The 20,776-nt window shown below is 36.6% G+C and carries 17 protein-coding genes; 11 read left to right on the forward strand and 6 right to left on the reverse strand.

From position 1 onward, the window contains the following. Window positions 1-14: 14 nt before the first annotated feature. Both AC106K_RS12645 and AC106K_RS12650 read right to left on the reverse strand, forming a co-directional pair. Complete coding sequence (locus AC106K_RS12645; protein ID WP_482445765.1) at window positions 15-440, reverse strand: hypothetical protein; 426 nt, start codon at window positions 438-440, stop codon at window positions 15-17. After that, window positions 397-756 carry a hypothetical protein gene (locus tag AC106K_RS12650; protein WP_482445767.1) on the reverse strand — a complete coding sequence of 120 codons (360 nt, stop codon included), beginning with the start codon at window positions 754-756 and terminating at the stop codon, window positions 397-399. The genes AC106K_RS12645 and AC106K_RS12650 overlap by 44 nt, the downstream gene beginning before the upstream one ends. A gap of 498 nt (window positions 757-1,254) precedes the next feature. Here AC106K_RS12650 and AC106K_RS12655 point away from each other — a divergent pair, with 498 nt between their 5' ends. Continuing rightward, entirely contained in the window at window positions 1,255-1,626 is a 372-nt protein-coding gene (locus tag AC106K_RS12655) for a hypothetical protein (protein ID WP_482445769.1), read from the forward strand. Between the two features lie 106 nt (window positions 1,627-1,732). Here AC106K_RS12655 and AC106K_RS12660 read toward each other — a convergent pair whose 3' ends face one another. After that, the gene (locus AC106K_RS12660) at window positions 1,733-7,405 is read right to left on the reverse strand and encodes an alpha-2-macroglobulin family protein (protein WP_482445771.1); all 5,673 of its coding nucleotides are present in this window, start codon (window positions 7,403-7,405) and stop codon (window positions 1,733-1,735) included. Between the two features lie 186 nt (window positions 7,406-7,591). Between AC106K_RS12660 and AC106K_RS12665 the strand changes: the two genes are divergently transcribed. Then, a complete protein-coding gene (locus AC106K_RS12665) occupies window positions 7,592-8,227 on the forward strand; it encodes a hypothetical protein (RefSeq protein WP_482445773.1) in 636 nt (211 codons plus the stop codon). Between the two features lie 130 nt (window positions 8,228-8,357). Here AC106K_RS12665 and AC106K_RS12670 read toward each other — a convergent pair whose 3' ends face one another. Together AC106K_RS12670 and AC106K_RS12675 are read right to left on the reverse strand one after the other, a co-directional pair. Further along, window positions 8,358-8,969 carry a hypothetical protein gene (locus tag AC106K_RS12670; protein WP_482445775.1) on the reverse strand — a complete coding sequence of 204 codons (612 nt, stop codon included), beginning with the start codon at window positions 8,967-8,969 and terminating at the stop codon, window positions 8,358-8,360. Between the two features lie 146 nt (window positions 8,970-9,115). Beyond that, window positions 9,116-9,667 carry a hypothetical protein gene (locus tag AC106K_RS12675; protein ID WP_482445776.1) on the reverse strand — a complete coding sequence of 184 codons (552 nt, stop codon included), beginning with the start codon at window positions 9,665-9,667 and terminating at the stop codon, window positions 9,116-9,118. A gap of 669 nt (window positions 9,668-10,336) precedes the next feature. Here AC106K_RS12675 and AC106K_RS12680 point away from each other — a divergent pair. The 8 genes from AC106K_RS12680 (at window position 10,337) to AC106K_RS12715 (ending at window position 19,406) form a co-directional block, all read left to right on the forward strand. Beyond that, window positions 10,337-11,515, forward strand: coding sequence for a right-handed parallel beta-helix repeat-containing protein (locus AC106K_RS12680; protein ID WP_482445778.1), 1,179 nt, complete (start codon window positions 10,337-10,339; stop codon window positions 11,513-11,515). Between the two features lie 18 nt (window positions 11,516-11,533). Continuing rightward, the gene (locus tag AC106K_RS12685) at window positions 11,534-14,797 is read left to right on the forward strand and encodes an RCC1 domain-containing protein (protein ID WP_482445780.1); all 3,264 of its coding nucleotides are present in this window, start codon (window positions 11,534-11,536) and stop codon (window positions 14,795-14,797) included. A 264-nt stretch (window positions 14,798-15,061) separates the two neighbouring features. Then, complete coding sequence (locus tag AC106K_RS12690; RefSeq protein WP_482445782.1) at window positions 15,062-16,243, forward strand: hypothetical protein; 1,182 nt, start codon at window positions 15,062-15,064, stop codon at window positions 16,241-16,243. A 45-nt stretch (window positions 16,244-16,288) separates the two neighbouring features. Continuing rightward, entirely contained in the window at window positions 16,289-16,564 is a 276-nt protein-coding gene (locus tag AC106K_RS12695; RefSeq protein WP_482445784.1) for a hypothetical protein, read from the forward strand. A gap of 41 nt (window positions 16,565-16,605) precedes the next feature. Then, complete coding sequence (locus tag AC106K_RS12700; protein ID WP_482445785.1) at window positions 16,606-17,136, forward strand: hypothetical protein; 531 nt, start codon at window positions 16,606-16,608, stop codon at window positions 17,134-17,136. 13 nt (window positions 17,137-17,149) lie between these two features. Further along, entirely contained in the window at window positions 17,150-17,683 is a 534-nt protein-coding gene (locus AC106K_RS12705; protein ID WP_482445787.1) for a hypothetical protein, read from the forward strand. A gap of 82 nt (window positions 17,684-17,765) precedes the next feature. Beyond that, window positions 17,766-18,536, forward strand: a complete 771-nt coding sequence (locus tag AC106K_RS12710; protein ID WP_482445789.1) for a leucine-rich repeat domain-containing protein — start codon at window positions 17,766-17,768, stop codon at window positions 18,534-18,536. Window positions 18,537-18,830: 294 nt separating this feature from the next. Next, on the forward strand, window positions 18,831-19,406 hold the full coding sequence (locus tag AC106K_RS12715; protein WP_482445791.1) for a HEAT repeat domain-containing protein: 576 nt from the start codon (window positions 18,831-18,833) through the stop codon (window positions 19,404-19,406). A gap of 239 nt (window positions 19,407-19,645) precedes the next feature. Here the strand turns inward: AC106K_RS12715 and AC106K_RS12720 are convergent, their stop codons facing one another. Next, entirely contained in the window at window positions 19,646-19,885 is a 240-nt protein-coding gene (locus AC106K_RS12720) for a helix-turn-helix domain-containing protein (RefSeq protein WP_482445793.1), read from the reverse strand. Between the two features lie 103 nt (window positions 19,886-19,988). On the opposite strand from AC106K_RS12720, the gene AC106K_RS12725 reads away from it, so the two are divergent. Then, window positions 19,989-20,510: a hypothetical protein gene (locus tag AC106K_RS12725; protein WP_482445795.1), complete on the forward strand. Its 522-nt coding sequence runs from the start codon at window positions 19,989-19,991 to the stop codon at window positions 20,508-20,510. Window positions 20,511-20,776 lie beyond the last annotated feature (266 nt).

Here is a 20,776-nt window from a genome sequence, read left to right on the forward strand (position 1 = left end):
GATAAAGTGAATATTTAACCAGGGCAGAATAGCATAACAAGAATCACAACATCCATAAGGGACAGATTTAATACGGTAATTCTTTTACCGGCAAAATTGCCTGCTGCAATGGCTTGCTGGCCAGGTTTTAAAAGGTGTGTACCATTGAAGGTTGTTGTGCTGTCTATCAGAATAGAACTGGTATCGGGTGCGCCGGTCAGCACGATGGTAGCTATATTAGCCTGACTGGTATTGGTAATCGAACAGATACAGTCGCTTCCGTTATTGGTCACTTTTTGTACAAACTGAAAACGGGAAAGCGATAGAGTATCAGCTTTAGACGTGGTCAAGCCCTGACCCATCGTCAGGGTATGACCAAGTATAAATAATAAAAAAAGCAAAAATTTAAGTCTGCCGCTACACTGTTGCGGTAGTTTGGCATTGAATCGCTGCCTCGGCATCGTTTTGAGCATTGGTAATGTTGGTAATAGTAACCGTTGAACCACCGAAATTACCTGTGGCAATAACCGCCATTGAAGGTGAATTGGGAGGTAGTGTCCAGATGTTGTCCACGCTTGGTTGTAATGTCCCGTTTACCTGTACAATAAGGCCGGTAGAAGGTGCTCCTGTAATCGCAATGATCAGGTTGTTGGCACGGCTGGCATTCGTAATGTTTAGCGTTGAAGAAGAGCCGTTGGCTGTTTTCCAGGTACAATATTGACCTGAGTTGATACTTGCACTTCCGTTTTGATTGATTTCGGGATTTTGTGATGACATAATTATTGGTTTTTAAGGTTATAAAAATATTTGAAAGATGTAATGTTATTATCCATAAGGAACTTGCTTTATGTATATCGTACAGTTAATGATGGTTCTCCTTCATTTTTTAACCTGATTTCATCTTATCAATAATCTATAAAGACATCATAATCTATGGTCATTTGAAATCTATTGGTAATGGATTTCTTTTTTCTGCTCTGTTTATCCTCGGGCTTTTCAAAATTTCAGCCTATTGATGATGTTAAGAGCTTCATTAAAGAACTATTCAAAGTAAAGAAAATAAAACAGCACCCTGCTAAGGGAAAATACCGGAATTACAAATTACGTATTTATACCTAGCTGGTTGGTTTTCAGTTTTATTGGTTGTTTTAGAAGAATGGAGCGTTCTGAGAGTAGAACATCTGATTATGGTTTCATCGGCTATAAAACATCAGTATTTTATGTCAGTTAAAGCAAAAATATCCTATTTTCGCAACCCCAATTAAATATTATGAAATGATGAAAACATGTATTTCCGCTTTAGCTTTAGTTTCTTCGTCTTTATTATTTTCCCAGCAGCTTACAGGAGTTGGATTCCAAAAAAGTGAAAATGAGTACTGGGCGATCAACGTTGATATGTCTTCAAAACAGAATACTACGGTTTCTTATCCTACGTTAGGCTGCTCTGGTAAATGGATTTTGATCAAGGAAGAGGCAAAGAAGATTTTATTCAAAGAAGTGATTGAAGAAGGAGTGGATAAATGTGTTCCCACCGGTTTTGTTTCTTTAGTAAAAGACGACATTTCACCATCTGCTTACAGATTTTATATCTTTGAAAATAAAGAAGATAAAATGCCCTATGCCATTGGAGTTCTTGAAAAAGAGTAGGGGTTTTGCCTGAAGTCCGACTATTTACAGTTTCTGCTTCATTTTAACAAAAAATCTCCGAAGCCGGAAAACTTCGGAGATTGATATTGTTTTAGATTCTGCGATACTAGTTTATTTCAACCTTATCACCCTTTGTATGAGCACTCATTTGTGGCGCATAATAATTTTGAAGGGTTGTGATTCCGTTGAAGAATTTTCCTGAAGCATTTGCTATATAATCGTATTCAAAAATATATTTTCCTTTTGGCAGATACTCAATATAGAAGTTGGTAGAGGCATCTTTTGTAGATTGATAGTATCCCAGATTATTTTTCCACTGATACCCGGAAAGAACATCTACAGGCTCAAATCCGGCAGCTCTCATATCTTTAATATGAATAAATTCCATGGGTCTGTCTGTATTCAGGATCATTCTTACGGTAACTTTATCACCTACTTTTAAAGGCGCTTCAGAAGAAATTTTCTGCAATTCATCACCGGTTGCCGTTCTGATTTTTTTGTACAGTTCTTTTGTTATGGATAGATGATTTTCAGAAGACTGTATCTTATCCAGCTCCTCATAATATTGCCAGAATAATCCTCCCTGAACGATTCCTGGATCTGACTTTGTTACGGTGACATCAGCCAGGCTTTTATCTAGAACATCCGTTTTTACAGAAGCTTTTACATATCCTGTTGCCTGATTTTCAGTTTTTACTTCTTTTCCGCCCCAGATAATTTCTGCTGTATCACTTGAGTTTTCAGAACCCGTCCAGGATTTTCCTGAATTTAAAATGGTAAAAATAACCTCAGCAGTCCCTCTTGAGCTTCCCCAGGAGTTTACTCCTTTTTGAGTGATCAGCCATATTTTCATGTCTTCGATGAATTTCTGATCATGCGGTTGTAAGGTATTGAAAGCTTCCAAAGCCCCTGCATGATTCACCACTTTTGAACTGAACCAACCCCAGCCATCAAGGTTTTGTTTCCAGTAGATTCCCTGAGTTTGTGAATCTACAGAAGTTTCTTTTAAATAAGTTATTAATGCATCAGAAGCCTCTTTCAAGCCGTAATCATTCATCAGCAAAGCAAGTCTGTGCAGCCCGAAGAATGTAAAATCAGTGATTTTTACTTCTTTTGCTTTTTGTATGATGAGCGACTTTAATGCGGCTCCTTCTCCTTTTAACGGATACTCTTTTTCCCAGTAATTTCGCGTGTCAAGATAGTTAATGACCCAGTTGTTCCAAACATTCTCTTTCTTTATGTCCGAATACCTGCTGATTTCGTGGTCAACATACTGAATCAGGCTTTCCACCAATATTTCCTGCTCTGAACTCTGATAATCTTTCACATGATCCTTTAGCCAGCTATTGATTTTTCCTAAATTTTTCAAAATATACAGAGAGGTTGAATAAGAACTCGGATAGCCTTGGTACCATGAGAATCCACCATCTGAATTCTGCAGCTTTCTGAAATCATCCCAATCCTGACCAATAGAATTTTTCATCGTATTGACATCGAATAACAATGCCAGTTTCTGCATCTGCTCTTCCTCATTTTTACTCTCTAAAATCCACGGTGTTTCATCCAGCAATACCTGTTTCAGTTCCTGATTTTTTTCAAGATTTGAATTCAGCAGTTCTTTATTCTGATAGTCTTCAAAGATCGTTTTGATGTTCGGATTAGCCTTGAAAATTTCAGAAGCTAAAACATCGGCAAACCATTTGTTGAAGGTCACATCGGCAGAATCATTCGGGTCGTTTTTAAGAGCCGGGAGTGCAAATATGATTTCCCAGATCGGATGGGTGGTCAGTTCTAAGGTATTCGAAACATTTGAAATCGTTGTTGAGGTTACATTTTTTAGTTTCTCAAGTTCAAAAGTCTTTGTTTCTCCCTCTTTTACGAAGATCGGAAGGACATCCGTTACCAGCATTCTGTTAGGAAGTACAGCAATTGCCTGCTGCTCACCATCAGAATATTGACCGGCCTTTGCAACCACTTTTAAAATTACAGAAGAAACCATATCCGGAACCTTCACTTTCCATGTTAACGCTGAATTTCCGTTTTCATTGATCTCAAAGTTCTGAACATCTTCCAGTAAGTCGAATTGAGCCGAAATATCTTCATGGGTAAAAGCATCCAAAATCTGCAGTTCTGCAAAACCACTTAGTTTTTTGTCCGTTAAGTTTGACAATTTTGACTGGAAATTCAATTCATCTCCTTCTCTTAAAAACCTTGGATAATTGGGCGTTAGCGAGAACTCCTTCTGTGTTACCACTTCTTTTTCCAGAATAGAGGCTCTTGCATCTTTGGTATGGGCAAGGAACATCAGTTTCCATGTGGTCAAGGCTTCAGGGGAAGTGAATTCGAAGCTCAGATTTCCTTCAGAGTCTGTTTGTAGATCCGGAAAAAAGAAAGCTGTTTCCTTAAGATTTTGGCGAACTGGGATTTTATCTGATGGATGATCATCTCCTCCTGAAAGTCCTCTTTCCTTTTCTTCAGGATCACCTAAAGCAATTCTTTTATGCATAACCCTCCGTTCCTGAAGCTCATTCAGTACTGTACCTCCATCTTCGTCTGCAGAACCACATGCAGAACCACCCATCATGACTACATGATCCGGCAGATCGCCGTCATACCAGTTGAAATAGGGCTGATCTATTGAAAATCCATTGACATAAGGAATATTTTTGGAAATAAACTTTCTATCAAGACTTTGTTGCCAGTCATAAGCAGCGACCGAATAAGGTCGGCTATATACTTTTTGCCACTTAAAAGTATGAACAGTAAAATGATCCAGAGCCTTATCATACATAGAGGCAAGAACCTCAGCAACAATGTGCTCATTCTCTTTCCCTGAAACTTTTACCGCCCATTTTTCTTTAGAGCCTGGCAATATGTTGTCCCTGAAAGTTGTGGTTTCTACAATCAGAGGGCTTTCATTATCTTTTATAGTAAGGTCTATTTTACATTGCTGTATGTCATTGTAAGCAACCAACTGAAACAGGATAGTAAGACCGGAAATATTTTTGTCTTCCGGAATGTCTATACTGTATTCCAATATTCCGTGGGTGAATTCCTTTACTTCGGAAACTGTATTTCCAAGGCCATCCTGTACAAAAATATTAACCAAAGCCTCCGGAATGGCGGAATACACGTAAATTTTAGCTTTTTCGCCTCTTAAGAATTCTTTTTCAGGTTTGATGACGTTTAAAAAAGTCTTTTCGTCTTTTATGGAATTCCTGTCCCAGATATTAAAATACTGAGCGGTCTCAATACGATCTTGACCCTGATCCCCATAAAGTTCCAGTTTATATCTTCCGGCTTCTAGTTTTCCTAAATCGAGATTATCATCGTTGTAAGGGGTATGAAGGGCATCCAGAATAATTTTTTCTGTTTCTCTGTTTTTACCACATTCACTCTTGTCAAAATAATCATAGGGAAATTTGGCTGTAAATTCCTCTTTGGAAAGCAGAGGCGTATCCTGAATTTTAGTTTCAAAATTACTTCTGAAAATCTTTTCAACGGGTTTTAGTTTTGAAAGTCTTACATAATAAGGTTTTGTAATAGGTTGATCATTATAATTTTTGGTTTCCACTTTTACCGTAAGGTTTTCATCGGCAAAAGAATCTTTTATCTCTTCTGCTTTGATGTAATAAGGAACTGAAGCAACATTTACCTGAGCGGAAGCTGATTGGGTTTCTCCGTTGATGTCTGTAACGGAAGCTTCTATTTTAAACTGATCGACCTGAATACCTTTTAAATATTGATTTTCTTCAAGAGTCACAGAAATGGTGAATTCCCCCTGATCATTTGTGGTTACCTCTCCTGAATAATAATCTCCGCCCGTTCTTTCGTTCGAATACAGACTGAAAAATTTATACCGGATGTTCTTCTTACTGATTTCATAATTGACCGTTACATTACTCAATGCTATACCGGAAAACGTTATGGCTTTTCCTTTTAATTCCAGGGTTTGTCCGTATTGATATTCTCCTTTTACGGGTTCAAAAGTAATTTCAAACCTTGGTCTTTTGTATTCTTCTACACGAAAGTAATGATGAGATTCTGCTCCGCCCTCCGTAGTCAGCGTAAAGATCCCGTTCAATTTTCCTTTCGGAAGTACAAAGCATCCATGATAAGAGCCGAATTCATTGGTTGTGAATTCCTGAGAAGTAATTTCCTGATCATTGGCATCAAATAAAATTATTTTTTGTTGAATTCCCGAAACAACTGATTCCTTTTCAGATTCTAGTTTAGAATTAATGACTTTGAAGTAAACGGTTTGCCCTGGTCTGTAGATCTTTCTGTCAGTAAAAATCTGTGCTTTGGATGTAATGGCTTCACTCTCATTTTTATTTTTTGGAAATAGATTTCCATAGAAACTTATGATCTGAACATCATTGGTTCTGGGCTGTTGAACAATATATTTTCTGTAAAATGTATCATCAGGATCTGAAGGAATTTCAAAAATACCCTCTGCATCTGTTTTAGAATGAAGTGCTGCCAGATTGGCTCCTCCGCGGTTGTACCTCCAAAAGTTGATCGCTTCATTGGGAATAGGTTTTCCGTTTTCGCTGTTTACCAGTTTGAATGCCGTAGGAAAATCATTTTTATTTTTATGATGATAGAGTATTTTATAATCTGATACTGTGAAAAAGTAGTTTTTGCTGGAGTACTTGTCCGTAGGCTCCTTTAAAGAAAATTCAGCAGCATAAAGTCCCGGAGGTAATGGTTTTATCTCCAATGAGGTTTTCATTTCTTCATAGTTTTCATTGCCGGGAAGCTGATAATACTCTTCTCTTACGAGCTTTTTTTTAATTTTAGAATAATGATCACCTTCGGAATAATGGTCTTCTGTATGCTCAATAAGAGATTTGTAGTTACTGTGTACTTCATAAATACTTAAGCTAAAATCAGAAATATTCTGATGCTCTGCTACAATGTGAATCGGCTTTTGACTTTGTACCTGATCTTCGAAATACAACCCCAGAGAAGGCTTGGTAATCAGATCTGCTTTGTACTGAATTCCCTCTAAAAATGGGGAATCCGGGAATTGTTTTTTTGCCAGATCTGCCATTGCAAGAGCTTCTTGATTCTTGTCCTCATTCCTGTAGATGGTAATGATGTCATACATGATCTCAGCTTTATAATCTCCTTCAACATTGGCTTTCAAAAGAGTCTGCAATTGTTCTGCCTTATCATATTCTTTATGTAAAGACCACTGATAAAGTACCTTTTGATGCATAAAATACAACTTTATGTTACCTTCATTTTCATTGATCAGCTGATCATACACTGCATTGATCTCAGTTTCATTTTCTTTCTGTTCATTTTTAGTGAAGAATCCGCCGTCAGAAAGAAAAGAGATCTTTCTCATCAGGTACCATTCCAGAAAAGTTTCATAATAAGCTATATCCTGATCCTGACCTCTGAAGAGTTTTCTGTATTGTGTGAGAGAAAAGGTTTTCAGGATCTTTTCGTTAGCCTCATTTTTTTTCAGACTTTCTGAGATATAATTTTTGACATCACGGGTAGTCCAGGTTTCAATCTCATATAAGTCCGGAGTGCTCATCTGGGTAGGCTCTTCTCCACTGAAGCTGGCATTATAAAAGTCGAGAACAAAAGTATCTTTAAGAATATCATATAAAATCTTTTCATCTCCCTGTAAAGCTGTTCCGGAATTTTGTATTTTTTCAAAGAAAAAAGAAATTGTATTATTTTGGTTGTCTTCTGTAAAATTTCTTGCTGCAAATTCATTTCTGAGAGAAATAATATGCTCTATCAGGTCTTTGTGTTCCATCGTTGTTAGTTTTTCTTAAAGATTAAATTAAAAGCACCAAAACTATGGAAAAATACGTTTCGCAGGAACTATAAATATTGCTTTTTTGTTGTTAGCTGTTTTGAATATTGATTAGGGAAGGTATCTATTATACAGCATAAATCATTACTTTTGACCCCATATTACTGCACCATGACTACTGAAAATATGAAACATGAGATTTCTTATCATCTTGAAGAAAACCGCTTCATCCTGTATTTGGAAATAACCAACCATAGTGATGGGGAACGCAGGTTTTATTTCTCCAACGATACTGGCAGACTGGCCAGGAATGGGATAAAACTTTTTGATGCAGAAAATAAGGCAATAAAAGCCTGTGAAATCGCTTTTATGTCCCCGGCCTATGACACTGAGTATGTTGAAAATATACTGCCTCCCGATGAAAAGCAACGGTTCGAATTACCTGCCAGGATTATTGAAGAAGAAACAGACCTGATCTTATCTTTCAAAGGAATCTCATTCAGGGTTCCCAGGAATGAAAAGTTTTACATCACCTTTGATTTTCTGAAGGTACCCTCCAATAAGCTGGAAGTAATCATTGAAATGGCAAATGGCAAAAAGATCCTGGAAAGAAAAGAATATGAATATGATGTCTTTGAGCTTGATGGCAATATGATATTGTCTGTTCCTACGATCTATTCTAAGCAGGCGTTTGATGTCATTTATAGATTAAACGAATCTGAGAAGGAAGATTATTTACACAAGGGGATTACAACCCTTGAAGAAAGGATGGGGGACATGAGAACAAATGCTGTAAAATATGAAATGAAGCCCTGGAAATAACAGACAGTGATCTATGATTCGGTTTTCAATTTTAAAAACTTTTTCTCAGCATTTTTCTTTATCTCCGTTAAGTAATTTTTATCTGGTTATTTCACCTTTGTAATCATACTTTATGAATCCGAAGATGGGATTATGGATTGTTTTCTTTAGGGATGATAATCCCATGAGGGTCAATGGTATACTTCTCATAAAAGCTTTTAATGGTTTCCTGCTCTCCGGTAAAAGGGTTTCTTCCGTATCTTAATACATATTCGTCTGCATTGGCGGGTTCACCCATATTGCCCATAAAACGTGGGGTTGGATTTGTATTGTACTTATCCCTCCATTCCTTTTCTTTCCTTTTTTTCATTTCAGGCATCAGGGCCCTTTTTGCTTCGTATCTTTTACATTCATAGTCTGTTATCTGATTTTTATGGTCTTTTGATAACAAATCAGATATGGCACGCTTTACTTCTCCGTCTTTTTGATACTCCATTATTTTTTGTAATAAAATATTATCAAAGATTTCAGGTAAATTATTGAGATCTACATAAGGAAGTTTGGCATTTCGTTTTTCTCTATACTTTTTAGCCGCCGCAGACTCTCTGAAAAGAATATACTGTTCTTGCTGATAAGGCTTGAGAACCGTAAATACCTCATCAAAAATAGAAGGATTTAAATCCTCAATATTTAACAATTCCCTTAAATAGAATATTGATAATTCCTTTTTTAAGGGGGTGAAATCATAGATGGCGAAAATCATAGTTCTTTATTTCAATGGTTTTAGTCTAAGGACTGGTAAATTTAGCTGAAAAAAAGGAATTAAACAAAGTAAAACAGTCTGGTATTTCAATTGTATTTTTTAAAGAATGGCTTATGTTTTTTATCCTATTCTACCAAAAGATGCCGTTATTTTTTAGGGGCATCAAATATGGAGTAATATAGAAAAACGGGAAATTTCTCAAACGTTTCTGATTTACCAATCGTATATTCCTTAGGTCCGAATGCCTGCGAGAAATCAAGAATGGTAGATGTTTTTGCCGGAGAAAAAGCAATCATTTTGATTAGGCTGCTTGCTGCAGCTTCTGTTTCGTAAATGAATAAAAGAGTTTTGCGGTCTAAACTGTATACTTTATAATTGTTGATTTTTGCATCCAGTGTGGTATCCACACCCGATTCATCGAATTTTGCTTTATACATTAATTTCGAGTTTCCTCCTTCAGTAATATATATATCCGCATTTAGATAGTTGGCATCAAATTTAAACGTAACCCGATCGTTGATGCTGTAAAAATCAGTCAGGGCTTTCTCACTGCCGCCCAGTACCTGAACTTGAGTGTCTTTAGGCATTTCTAACGGCGGACGTTTTACCGAACCTGCAGGTTTCTTTTTTTGCGCCGTTACACTGATTGTTGAGAACAGCATCAAAGTAGCTGCTAAAATGAGTTTTGAGTTTTTCATGGTTTTTTTTTGCAATGTTAAATAAATTATCATTACAAAAAAATAGAAATATGAAAACTTTGTTGTATTAAAATGTGTTTATTTTTTAAATTAAAATTATTAAAATAAGATAAAATATTACTTTTATTAAAAATATATAATAATATTATTCTCTATTCACTATTTGATGATTCATAATAAAAATATATTTTTGCAATCGACAACATAAAGTCATTATAGGTGATGGTATTGTTGTTCCTAAAAACTAAAAACCAAATTTCAAAACTCATTAAGCCATGAAAATAAACAGCACTATTCTTTATTTATCCTTACGGATACATCAAAACTGATTGTTTCCAGCAATTTAACAACACTAAGTCCTTAATAATTCTTTAAAGCTACAAGACATTTAGAACCTGTAAGGTTTATTTGATTATTTCCATCAGCCAGAGTTGGAGAATATCCTGTATGAAAAGTACTGCGGTATTTCATTCCCGATACGGATGTGAGATGCGCTTTTGTTGAAACGTGAGAGGTTATCTGATCTGCGAAATTCTTTCAAAATCAAAGCTGATTCTATTATACCATGATCCTTGTGCCCAGCAAAAGAGTGGACAGAAAAATGGCAACAGGAGAACTATTTAAAACCCAAAGAATTTAATATTAAAACTAATTAATTTTTATACTATTATGACAAAGAAACTACTAATCATGGCCTTTACAGGCTTATCGTGTACAATGGCTTTTGCAGCCGATTTATATGTTAGAAACGGGGGCGCAGGCGGAGCTTATCCTACCGTAAGTATGGCCATTACAGCGGCTTCAGATGGAGACCGTATCATCATTCAGCCTAAAGCGAATGGGGAGGCATATGTGGAAAATCTTATTATCAACAAATCGCTGACTCTTGTTTCCGAAACCAATTATGCGAAATATATCATTCAGGGAAATGTAAGTATCAATCCTGCAACAGGAAGAACGGTAACCATTAGCAACCTGAGTTCAGGAAACTATGGAAGTTATAATGTAGAGGCTACTTTTCCAATAGGTACCGGAAGAACTTTCGTTAATATTGTGAATTGTGATCTGCATAATGTTTTAACAGACAAGGTGAATTTTACTACCAATATTTCCGGTTGTACCATCAGTGGAAACCTGAAGTTTTCTCACGGAAGATGTACGGCCAACAAAGCACAGAGTATTGCCGTGGTAGCTACACAGGATAACAGCCCTATCGGATCTGATATTGAGGTTTATGGCAATGTTTCCAATACATTTATATCGAATTCACAAGCCAATTATAATTTTAAATTTAATAATAATTTCTGTACCGGTATTTATGTTTATAATCTCAAAGCAGGAAGCTCTAACGAGATCATCAACAACACTGTTTATAATATTAGTCCGGTGGATACCGCTCCTTTTTATGTCAATTTAGGGACTAGTACCAATGCCGGGAATATTGCTATTATGAACAACGCGGCTTCTTTTGTGGTAGGAGGTACCACTGCCTGCATTCAAAACAAAAGTAATAATGTGAGCATAGCAGCCAGCTACAATGTATTCACCAATTCTTTTATAACAGAAGGAAATATGACCCAAAATGACAATTCCGGATCAATGAGTCTGGTCTTCGATACCCTAACGTATGTTGTAACCGGTATGAATGCAAATGCCGGAAATCCTGATATAAAATATACAGATTTGGATTTAACAAGGAACGATGCCGGAAATGTTGGTGGATCTAACAGCTGGTCTAACTACTGGCCGGCAAGTAATGGCAATAGACCCCGGGTCAACTATCTGTCAACTCCAAGATCCATTACCAGCGGAACTTTTAATATCAACGCATCTGGTTTTTCTAAATAATTCCTAATGATATAACCTATGAAAAATTATATTTATAGTATAATGGCCCTGTTTATGGTCATGTTGTGCCCGGCACAGGTATTGATCAGCCAGGCAGAGTATTTCTGGGATGCCGATCCGGGAACAGGAAACGGAACTCCTGTGCTGGCTACTGATGGAAGTTTTGACAGCGTGATTGAACAACTTAGTGCAGTAGGAGTTGCTACACCAGGTAGCGGTCTGCATAAATTTAATGTCCGTATCAAAGACAATATGGGTGTTTGGGGACCGGTTTTTAGCAATGTCATTAATATTCAGCAAACCTCAGCTTCTCCAATCATTGCAATTTCTCAGGCGGAATATTTCTGGGATACCGATCCGGGACAAGGAAATGGAACTGCTTTATTGGCGGCTGATACCCATTTTGACAGCTCTTTTGAGCAGCTTGCAGATGCAGGAATTACTTTGCCTGCTAATGGTTTGCATGTATTTAACGTCCGTATCAAAGACAATATGGGTGTTTGGGGCCCTGTTTTCGGAAATGTTATTAATGTACAGACTACAGCTTTTACAGGCTGTTGGAAAACCCTTATTACAAGAGCAGATCATTCGGTAGGGATCAAAACAGACGGAACATTATGGGCATGGGGAAGTAATACAGCAGGGCAATTAGGGGACGGAACTTCGTATGTGAGATCAGTGCCTGTCCAAATAGGAACCTCAGCGAATTGGAAAAGTGTTTATGTGGGCAATAGACATACGCTTGCCATTAAAACAGACGGAACATTGTGGGCATGGGGAGATAATAAATATGGACAATTAGGAGACGGGACTACCATTTCAAAAAATACTCCAACACAAATCGGAACTGCAACAGACTGGCAAAGTCTTGGCGGTGGAGCAGAACATTCGGTAGGAATCAAAACCGATGGAACGCTATGGACATGGGGTGGTAACGGTTATGGACAATTGGGAGACGGAACTTCAGTTTCAAAAAATATTCCAACACAAATCGGAACGGCTATGAATTGGAAAAGTATTCGTGCAGCCAATTACCAGACGTTAGCCATAAAAGCTGATGGAACCCTGTGGGGATGGGGAATTAACACTTCAGGACAACTTGGAGACGGAACTTCAGTTTCAAAGAATATCCCAACACAAATCGGAACTGCCACCAACTGGAAAAGTATTGATACAGGAGTTCAGCATTCTATAGGACTTAGAACAGACGGAACATTATGGACCTGGGGTAATAATAGTTATGGACAATTGGGAGACGGAACTACCATTTCAAAAAATATCCCAACACAAACAGGAACAGCTACCAACTGGCAAACTGTAGCTGTTGGAAATGGCTTTACTTATGCCACAAAGACAGACGGGACGCTTTGGTCATGGGGTAACAATAACTTTGGACAGTTGGGTAATGGGACAAGTACAGGAAGTGCAACATCGCCCACACAAGTAGATTCCTCTTCAGACAATATGCAGGTTTTTGCCGGAGAAAGTCATATTCTTGTACAAAGATTTGACAGTTTCCTAAAGGTTTGCGGACGAAATGATAGCTGGCAGCTGGGTGATGGTACTAAGGTTAACAAAAATACATTTATTTCTATGGCTTGCCCTGGATATTGTATTCCTCCGACAACGTTATTTTCAACAAACAATGTTACCTCTACCACGAATATTACTTCTACAAAGGCTACTATTAGCTGGACAGCAGCTACGGTAACTCCTGGTCAAGGCTATGTGTATCTTTATAGTACCAGTCCTGTGATTGGTGGTATTCAGGGAAGTACTCCTTCTACTTCAACAACAGCAAATTTGACCAATTTACTACCTGACACTACTTATTATTGGTGGGTAGCATCTAATTGTGGATTCACTCCGTATATCTGGGTACCCGGAGGTTCTTTTACTACACTTCCTACCACTGAAACAGGCTGCTGGCAAAGTGTGAGCGGTGGTTTTGATTTTTCAATGGGGCTCAAAACAGACGGAACACTCTGGACCTGGGGAAATAATGCCAAAGGGCAATTAGGGGATGCAACTCCAATAAATAGAACCACCCCATCACAAATCGGAACCGGAAATAATTGGGCGAAAATAGCTGCCGGGTCTTCTTTTTCAGTAGGTATGAAATCCGATGGAACGATATGGACCTGGGGGGATAATTATTATGGACAATTAGGTGATGGTACCACAGTCAACAGAAATACCCCAACGCAGGTAGGAATCGTAACAGACTGGGTAGATATTGCAACCGGAGAATTTCAGACATTTGCTATAAAATCAGATGGTACACTATGGGGCTGGGGTTACAATAGATTTGGACAGTTAGGTGATGGTACAATCATTAACAAAAGCATACCTGTACAAATAGGAACCTCAACAGACTGGCTCAGCGTCACCTCTTCAGAATCTCATACCCTTGCTATAAAAACAGATGGTACGCTATGGGGCTGGGGAGATAATTATTATGGACAATTAGGCGACGGAACTAAACTATCAGTAAGTTCTCCTATTCAAATCGGAACAGCTACGAATTGGAAAACTGTAGATGCAGGAAACGGTTCTTCGATAGGAATCAGAACGGATGGATCCCTATGGACCTGGGGGTATAACAATTCAGGACAATTAGGAGATGGAACTACAATTTCAAAGAATATTCCGACCCAGGTAGGAACAGGAGTCAACTGGAAAAGTGTTAAAACCGGTGAATACGGTTCTGTTATAGCCATAAAAACAGATGGAACGCTGTGGACTTGGGGGTATAATAGCTGGGGGCAATTAGCTGATGGAACAGAGACGAACAGATCTACCCCAATGCTTATCGGAACTGCAACTGATTGGCAAAGTATTGAAGCAGGAACTCAACATACCCTTGCGATCAATGCTCAAGGATTTTTAGCGATCAGTGGCTTTAATAACAAAGGACAGATAGGAGATGGTACTACTGCTCAGAAGAAAATTTTCACACCTGTTGCTTGTGGTACAAGTAGTGGGACTGTTAATAAAGTTTCAAATTCTGCTAAAGGGAGTTTAACGGTTAATGAGATCTCAACAAAAGCGGATCAGCTGAAGGTTTATCCAAATCCGGTACAGGATCTTCTGACCATTTCATTTGATCAGAAGATTCTTTCGGTAGAGGTTTATAACGCCGCGGGACAACAGGTACTTACAAAGGTCATCAATGATACGAAAGGAACTATTGATGTTTCCAAACTGGTATCCGGAGTTTACCTGGTTAAAGTGAATTCAGCTAATGACTCTGTAAAAACCGTAAAAGTGATCAAGCGATAAAGATGATTCTATTGACACAAAAGCTGAGAAGGTTTGACATCAACCAATCTCAGATTTAAAAGCAGCGCCACTTAAAAGATAAGTGGCGCTGTCTTTTATGAGGGAAGTTATGGGGATAAATTGTATATTTAATTTTTTAAAATCATGAAAGAAATACTATTCATTAGCGTCTTTTCATTCAATCCTTACGCTGTAAAGACCCAAACTGTAAAATCAGGAAGATAAAGGTTATCTTATATCACAACTGTAAAAAACTAATACCATATGTCTTTCTATATTAAAAATATAACCCGATGTTCAATTTGTGGAGAGCTGATTGCCAGTTTCAAGGAAGCTATACTGTTACCTTATATTGCAGATCAGGATTCACCATTGGTTTCTTTTGTGAAAAGCTATACTCACCGTACATGCTTTGATGTCTGGGAGCAGCATGATGATTTTGTTAAGAGTTCATTTGAGGAGGAAGGAAGAATGATACGAAAAAGTGATCATGAGAAGGTAATTCTATATGACCGGTATTGTATCATCAATTATAGAAAACAGGAAGATTCTTATCATATCAGGGATTGCTATTCAATATTTGAAATCCGGATCAGTCTTGAAAAAGCAAGAAAACTAGGTGCTTTTTTTGAAAATGCAAAAGCAGGTATTCATGCTCAGCTGGAGTTTGAAAAATGGATATTCACTGTAAAAAACAGGGATGTTTCGATTGTTAATCATCATAACGGTGAAATCAATGATGAGATCACAATACCTTATTCCCGAATCAATGACTATATCTTCGTTTGCCATTATATTAAATGGTATCATGAAAAACAAGATCTGTTGTATTATTATAACGAAGAAGGATACGAAGGATATGATTTGAGTGAAGTACAGCTTCTTGAACAAAAGTCTGCTGACAGGGTAGAAGGACTGAAAGGGCTTCTTCATAGCCATGATCGGTATATTGCTTATCAGGCGATGCTTATTTTAGTCTCATGGAACCTGCCGGAAGGGTTTGAATTTCTGAATCGGTTCATGGCTGAAAGATGGGAGGATAAAGGAGATTTTGAGCCCCATAGAATCTATGGTGAAGATAATGTATATGATGTGGTGGCAAATGCTTTGCATATTGCGACCCTGAATGGCAAAAACAAGCAGGACTTATATCCTTATATCAAATGGTTTTTAATTGTATACGGGGAGCATTTCTTTGAATCTAATCTTAAAGAATTTCTGTTGAAAACCGATTGCAGGCCCCTTTTCGGAGAAATAGAGCAGGCCATGAAAAGTGCCTTACAAAATAAAAGGTATTATCAGGCCAGCCAGTTGTTTCCAGTACTTGTTCATTACGAAAGGAGTACTTTTAATGAATATAAAGATGTTTTTATCCCTTTCATCAACCTGGACAACAGAATTACATACAATATTGAAGAAGCTGAAAAAATAGGAGAAAAGGATTAAAAGCTACTATAATTTCAGCCTGTAAAAACCTACATTTATTTGAAAATGAACGATAAAGATGCCATAGAGAAAGTTTTGTTTTATCATCTTGAAATCATGATCTTCGATAATAAAGAGCATTATTCCCTGATAAGAGCGGTAATGTATAAAAATAAAGCCGAGCCGGGTGAAGAATATTATGAAGGCGAAGAATATTATGAAGGAGAATGGCATTCTTATAACGGGGCATTTAGCTATTATCCGGATCCTACGCCGGGAGACTTCATAGATGAGGTCAGAGCAGAGGAAGTGATGAAAATAATTGATAAAGAAATCGGATGATCTGCAGGATAGATATTGCCTGGCATAAAAGAAAGTAAAAAATGAGTTATTTTAACGGTACATTACTATTATTAAAAGAAAAAAAAGAACCGAAATCATTTATGTTAGATCTTAATGAAAAATTAAAATCTATAGATGTTTTACTTCCAAAAAGTGATTATGAAATCATTGTTTTTAATGATAGCCGAAATGAGGAGGAAAAAGATTATATAGAACTGGATGTATCAATGACTGATGAAGATGTAATAGATTTAGTTTGCTCATGGAAAAGCTTAGGTACACTTGGTTATAGACATCCGGATTTTAATTTTGAATTGGGAATTAATTATTTAACATGGGATGATAAAAATGTGTATGGTTTCAAAATCTTCTTTGCTCGAAAAGATACTATGTTTGAAGACAATAGACATGAAAAACTTATATCTAAAATATCTGAATTTGTTGACTATGAATATGTTGTTGGAGATATTAATGAGGAGTCTGAAAATTATATACAAATGGAAGAAAGTTTAGAGGAAATAAAAGAACATATTTTAAAAAATTCTTTCAAAATTGATAGTAGAAATTGGTAGATAAAAAGAAAAAATGAGTTATTTTAACGAAACATTAATATTATTAAAAGAAAAAAAGGACCCCAAATCATTTATTATGGACTTTAATGAGAAATTAAAATCCATAGATGTTTTGCTGGAAAAAGATGAATATGAAATAATAGTGTTTAATGATACCCGAAACGAAGAAGAGAAGGATTATATAGAATTGGAGGAATCAATGACTGGTGAGCAGGTTGTAGATTTGGTTTGTTCGTGGAAGGGCCTTGGGCTGCTTTTATATAGACATCCTGATTTTAGACTTCAGGTAGGAATCAATTATCTGACATGGGATGATCAATATCTTGATGGCTTTGAGGTTTCCTTTAGTAACAAAGATCTGGCATTTGAAAGTATTGATAAACACAAAGAGCTTATCTTGAAAATAGCTCAGTTTATAGACTATGAATACATTGTAGGAGATATTGGGAATGTTTCTGAGAATTATATCAGTATGGGAAAAAGTTTAGAGGAAATAAAAGAACATATAATGAATCATTCTTTTACCATTGACAGCAGAACCTGGTAATTCGACTTCTTACTGAATTTTCCATGTTTTGAGAGAATCTACACCTATTTGACCATATAAAATAATCAAAGAAACAAAAACCATGAAACCTGAAAGCATTATAGAATTTGAAAAATTATATGGGATTGAATTGAATGAGACCGAAGATAAGGCTCATATCATTACTGATACAAAATGCTCAAATGTATATCTTTTGAGTGATGATCAGGAAGTGATCGGTTTAAATATTTGTAATAATTCTTTCGGATCAATTCCAGATATGAATGGATTTCCAAAACTTGAACTTCTGAATTTATCCAATAACATGATTACAGAAATAAAAGGGCTGGAAGAAGTGAAGCAATTAACCATGCTGGATTTATCAAGTAATCAAATTAGAGAGATAGAAGGACTGACGGAACTAAGTAAATTAACTTACCTTGAGTTGATTTTCAATCAAATTTCAGAAATAGAAGGATTGGAGGAACTAAAAGAGCTGATTTTTCTTAACCTTGCCTGCAATCATATCGCAGAAATAAAAGGGTTGAGCGAATTGAAACAATTAACAGAGCTTAATTTAGCAGGGAATATTATTGATGAAATAAAAGGTCTGGAGGAGTTGGAGCAACTCACCGAACTCATTTTGGGATTCAATCAAATTGCGGAAATAAAAAATCTGGAGAAGCTGAGAAAGTTAACTCATCTTATTTTGGGCTGCAATGAAATTGAGGAAATAAAAAATTTGGAAGAATTAGAACAATTAATTGATCTTGATCTCTCAGGCAATCAGATTACAGAGATAAAAGGGTTAGGAACACTAAAGCAATTGATTCAACTTCGTTTGTCATATCATCTCATCTCATTACAGAAGTAAAAGGCTTAGAGGAACTGAAACATCTGACCCAGTTTGAGATGGAAGACAGGCAGGTTGCAGATATTGAATGATAATATGGTAACCACACGAAAGGATTCGTGCGGTAGTAGTGAAGGCTATCCAGCCATTGAAAACATTCGGGAAGGCATTGATGAACATCTGAAAAAGGAAATTTTTGACCTCATAGAAAGGTATAAAACAAAATAAGATGACTTATTCTATTTCCAATGCCATCTGTCATTTGAAATAGGATTGAATGCCTGTAATATAATTGTAAAAGAAAAACAGTAAGATATGCAAGATGTAAGTGAAATTTTATTGGCCTTAAAGAGTGATGATCCTGAAATTATAGAAAGAGCTTTAGATGATTTAGGGAAATTAAAATATGAGGATTCTCTGGGGGCTATTTTGCCTTTTTTAAAACATCATTCCACGGCAGTAAGAGAGACCGCTGTGTTTAACCTTGGAGAAATAAACAATGAAAAAGCCATCCCTTATATTATAGAAAGTGCTATACATGAGGATGAGTCTGTAAGAATGTTTGCTCTATTGGCTTTAGATCATTATAGGAGTGTTGATATATTAAATGTTCTGCTAGAGGAAGTAAAACGGCCCAAAATATCAGCTTCTCCCAAGCAAAGAGCTGCTGAACAATTAAAGAATTATCCTGGTAAAGAAGCTCAGGAGGCATTGATATATTTAATTTTTAATGATGAAAATCCATATATATTTATACCGGCAGTAGATTCTTTATACTCAATGAATGATACAGGTTTATTGGATACCTGGAAAGAAATAGATTCAATATATAACCATGATTATGTAAATTCTGTTGCCCGGCAGGCGATAAGAGATATTGAAAATGAATAAATCATCAATATCTGCAATTATAATCATCTCTTCGTTGCTGCACGATTCTATCGTGTGGTTTTATTTAAACCATTTCTCTTAAAATTTTTATCTTAATAAAAACATAATTGATGAGTCATAATTACAAATTCCAGAATTCTGAAGGATTATATTTTGTAAGTTTTGTTTTAGAATAGAACCATATTGAAGGATTCTTGCGGGAGCGAGGACATAAAAAAATCCCAACTATTATTGAAATTTTATTTGTCAATATCAAAATCAAATAATTCTTTTGTTGTTACATCTAGTCCCTTTGCTAATTCCAAAATAGTAGACATTTGAATATTTCTTAGTCCTTTTTCAATCTTGCTAATGTCACTATAATCAATGTCGCAGTTTTGTGACAATTGTCTGAGACTTAAGTTTTTTTCGGTTCTCAATGCTTCGATCCTCTTTCCAAAGCTTTTTAAGAATGCTATTTTTTCAGATGTTATAGACATATTGAATTAAATAAAAAGCAAGTTCAATAGAAACAGATAAAAACTTGTGGGTAATTATACCCACGTTTGTATTTTTTTATTACATTTATAAAAAAATACAAACATGAAAAAGACAAGTACACATTTTGAACCTCAACTTTGGAAAGGAGGTAAGAAGCGCTCCGGGTTAAAGCTGATGGAGAACTTTTTCCAGTTCAATGATCTGGCAGCCTCTAAAGAGAAGTTAAACAGTATAATAAGTTACGCCGTAAAGCGAAACAGCTGGATCAATGAAGACCCGTTGGTAGTTTTTCAGTTTCATCAGGCGGTGCGATCATTTGTACGTGCGTGCTACCTCATCTATCTGGAAGGAAAGAAACGGGTTGCCGATCCTCTGCTTGAAAATCCTTCTCCGTGGGGTCTTGGCCTGCTTTCGGAGAAAGAATATCAAAATCCAATGTTGGTTTTTAAAAAAGCCTTCAAAGAATACAGTGTCAAAGAGTTTGATTATTTTATGTCCGGGATGGTCTACTTCTCAATGGGCATGTATGAAAATCTGCCGGAAAGAAATATCATCAATCCGTATATCCATCTGATAAAAATGCTGGATGCGGGGCATCTTATACTGGAACGGAGAGGGATGTAGAAGCAGGGAGCTGGAAGAAGGAAGATAGTTGGAGCTGTAATGACGGGTAGTTGGCCTGGATACAAATGAATTTCAACCCTTCGCTGCCGCACGAATCCTTGCTGCGCAAAGTCTCCTGACTTTGAGCTCGCTACCCTTCGCTGCCGCACAAATTCTTTCGTGTGACTTCTATTTCAAATACATTTTTAGAAAAGATTTATCTTTCTAAAAACATAGTTAGTAAGCGGCGATTGCAAATTTTATACTTTTAAAGACTAACAATGCAA

The organism is Chryseobacterium sp. FR048, from assembly GCF_056844665.1.

Coding starts and splice junctions, on each gene's coding strand:
- AC106K_RS12670 (WP_482445775.1), bottom strand. CDS start 8,969: ATGATTTTCGCCATCTATGATTTCACCCCCTTAAAAAAGGAATTATCA.
- AC106K_RS12650 (WP_482445767.1), bottom strand. CDS start 756: ATGTCATCACAAAATCCCGAAATCAATCAAAACGGAAGTGCAAGTATC.
- AC106K_RS12725 (WP_482445795.1), top strand. CDS start 19,989: ATGAAAAAGACAAGTACACATTTTGAACCTCAACTTTGGAAAGGAGGT.
- AC106K_RS12710 (WP_482445789.1), top strand. CDS start 17,766: ATGAAACCTGAAAGCATTATAGAATTTGAAAAATTATATGGGATTGAA.
- AC106K_RS12675 (WP_482445776.1), bottom strand. CDS start 9,667: ATGAAAAACTCAAAACTCATTTTAGCAGCTACTTTGATGCTGTTCTCA.
- AC106K_RS12685 (WP_482445780.1), top strand. CDS start 11,534: ATGAAAAATTATATTTATAGTATAATGGCCCTGTTTATGGTCATGTTG.
- AC106K_RS12715 (WP_482445791.1), top strand. CDS start 18,831: ATGCAAGATGTAAGTGAAATTTTATTGGCCTTAAAGAGTGATGATCCT.
- AC106K_RS12665 (WP_482445773.1), top strand. CDS start 7,592: ATGAAACATGAGATTTCTTATCATCTTGAAGAAAACCGCTTCATCCTG.
- AC106K_RS12720 (WP_482445793.1), bottom strand. CDS start 19,885: ATGTCTATAACATCTGAAAAAATAGCATTCTTAAAAAGCTTTGGAAAG.
- AC106K_RS12655 (WP_482445769.1), top strand. CDS start 1,255: ATGATGAAAACATGTATTTCCGCTTTAGCTTTAGTTTCTTCGTCTTTA.
- AC106K_RS12680 (WP_482445778.1), top strand. CDS start 10,337: ATGACAAAGAAACTACTAATCATGGCCTTTACAGGCTTATCGTGTACA.
- AC106K_RS12695 (WP_482445784.1), top strand. CDS start 16,289: ATGAACGATAAAGATGCCATAGAGAAAGTTTTGTTTTATCATCTTGAA.
- AC106K_RS12700 (WP_482445785.1), top strand. CDS start 16,606: ATGAGTTATTTTAACGGTACATTACTATTATTAAAAGAAAAAAAAGAA.
- AC106K_RS12660 (WP_482445771.1), bottom strand. CDS start 7,405: ATGGAACACAAAGACCTGATAGAGCATATTATTTCTCTCAGAAATGAA.
- AC106K_RS12690 (WP_482445782.1), top strand. CDS start 15,062: ATGTCTTTCTATATTAAAAATATAACCCGATGTTCAATTTGTGGAGAG.
- AC106K_RS12645 (WP_482445765.1), bottom strand. CDS start 440: ATGCCGAGGCAGCGATTCAATGCCAAACTACCGCAACAGTGTAGCGGC.
- AC106K_RS12705 (WP_482445787.1), top strand. CDS start 17,150: ATGAGTTATTTTAACGAAACATTAATATTATTAAAAGAAAAAAAGGAC.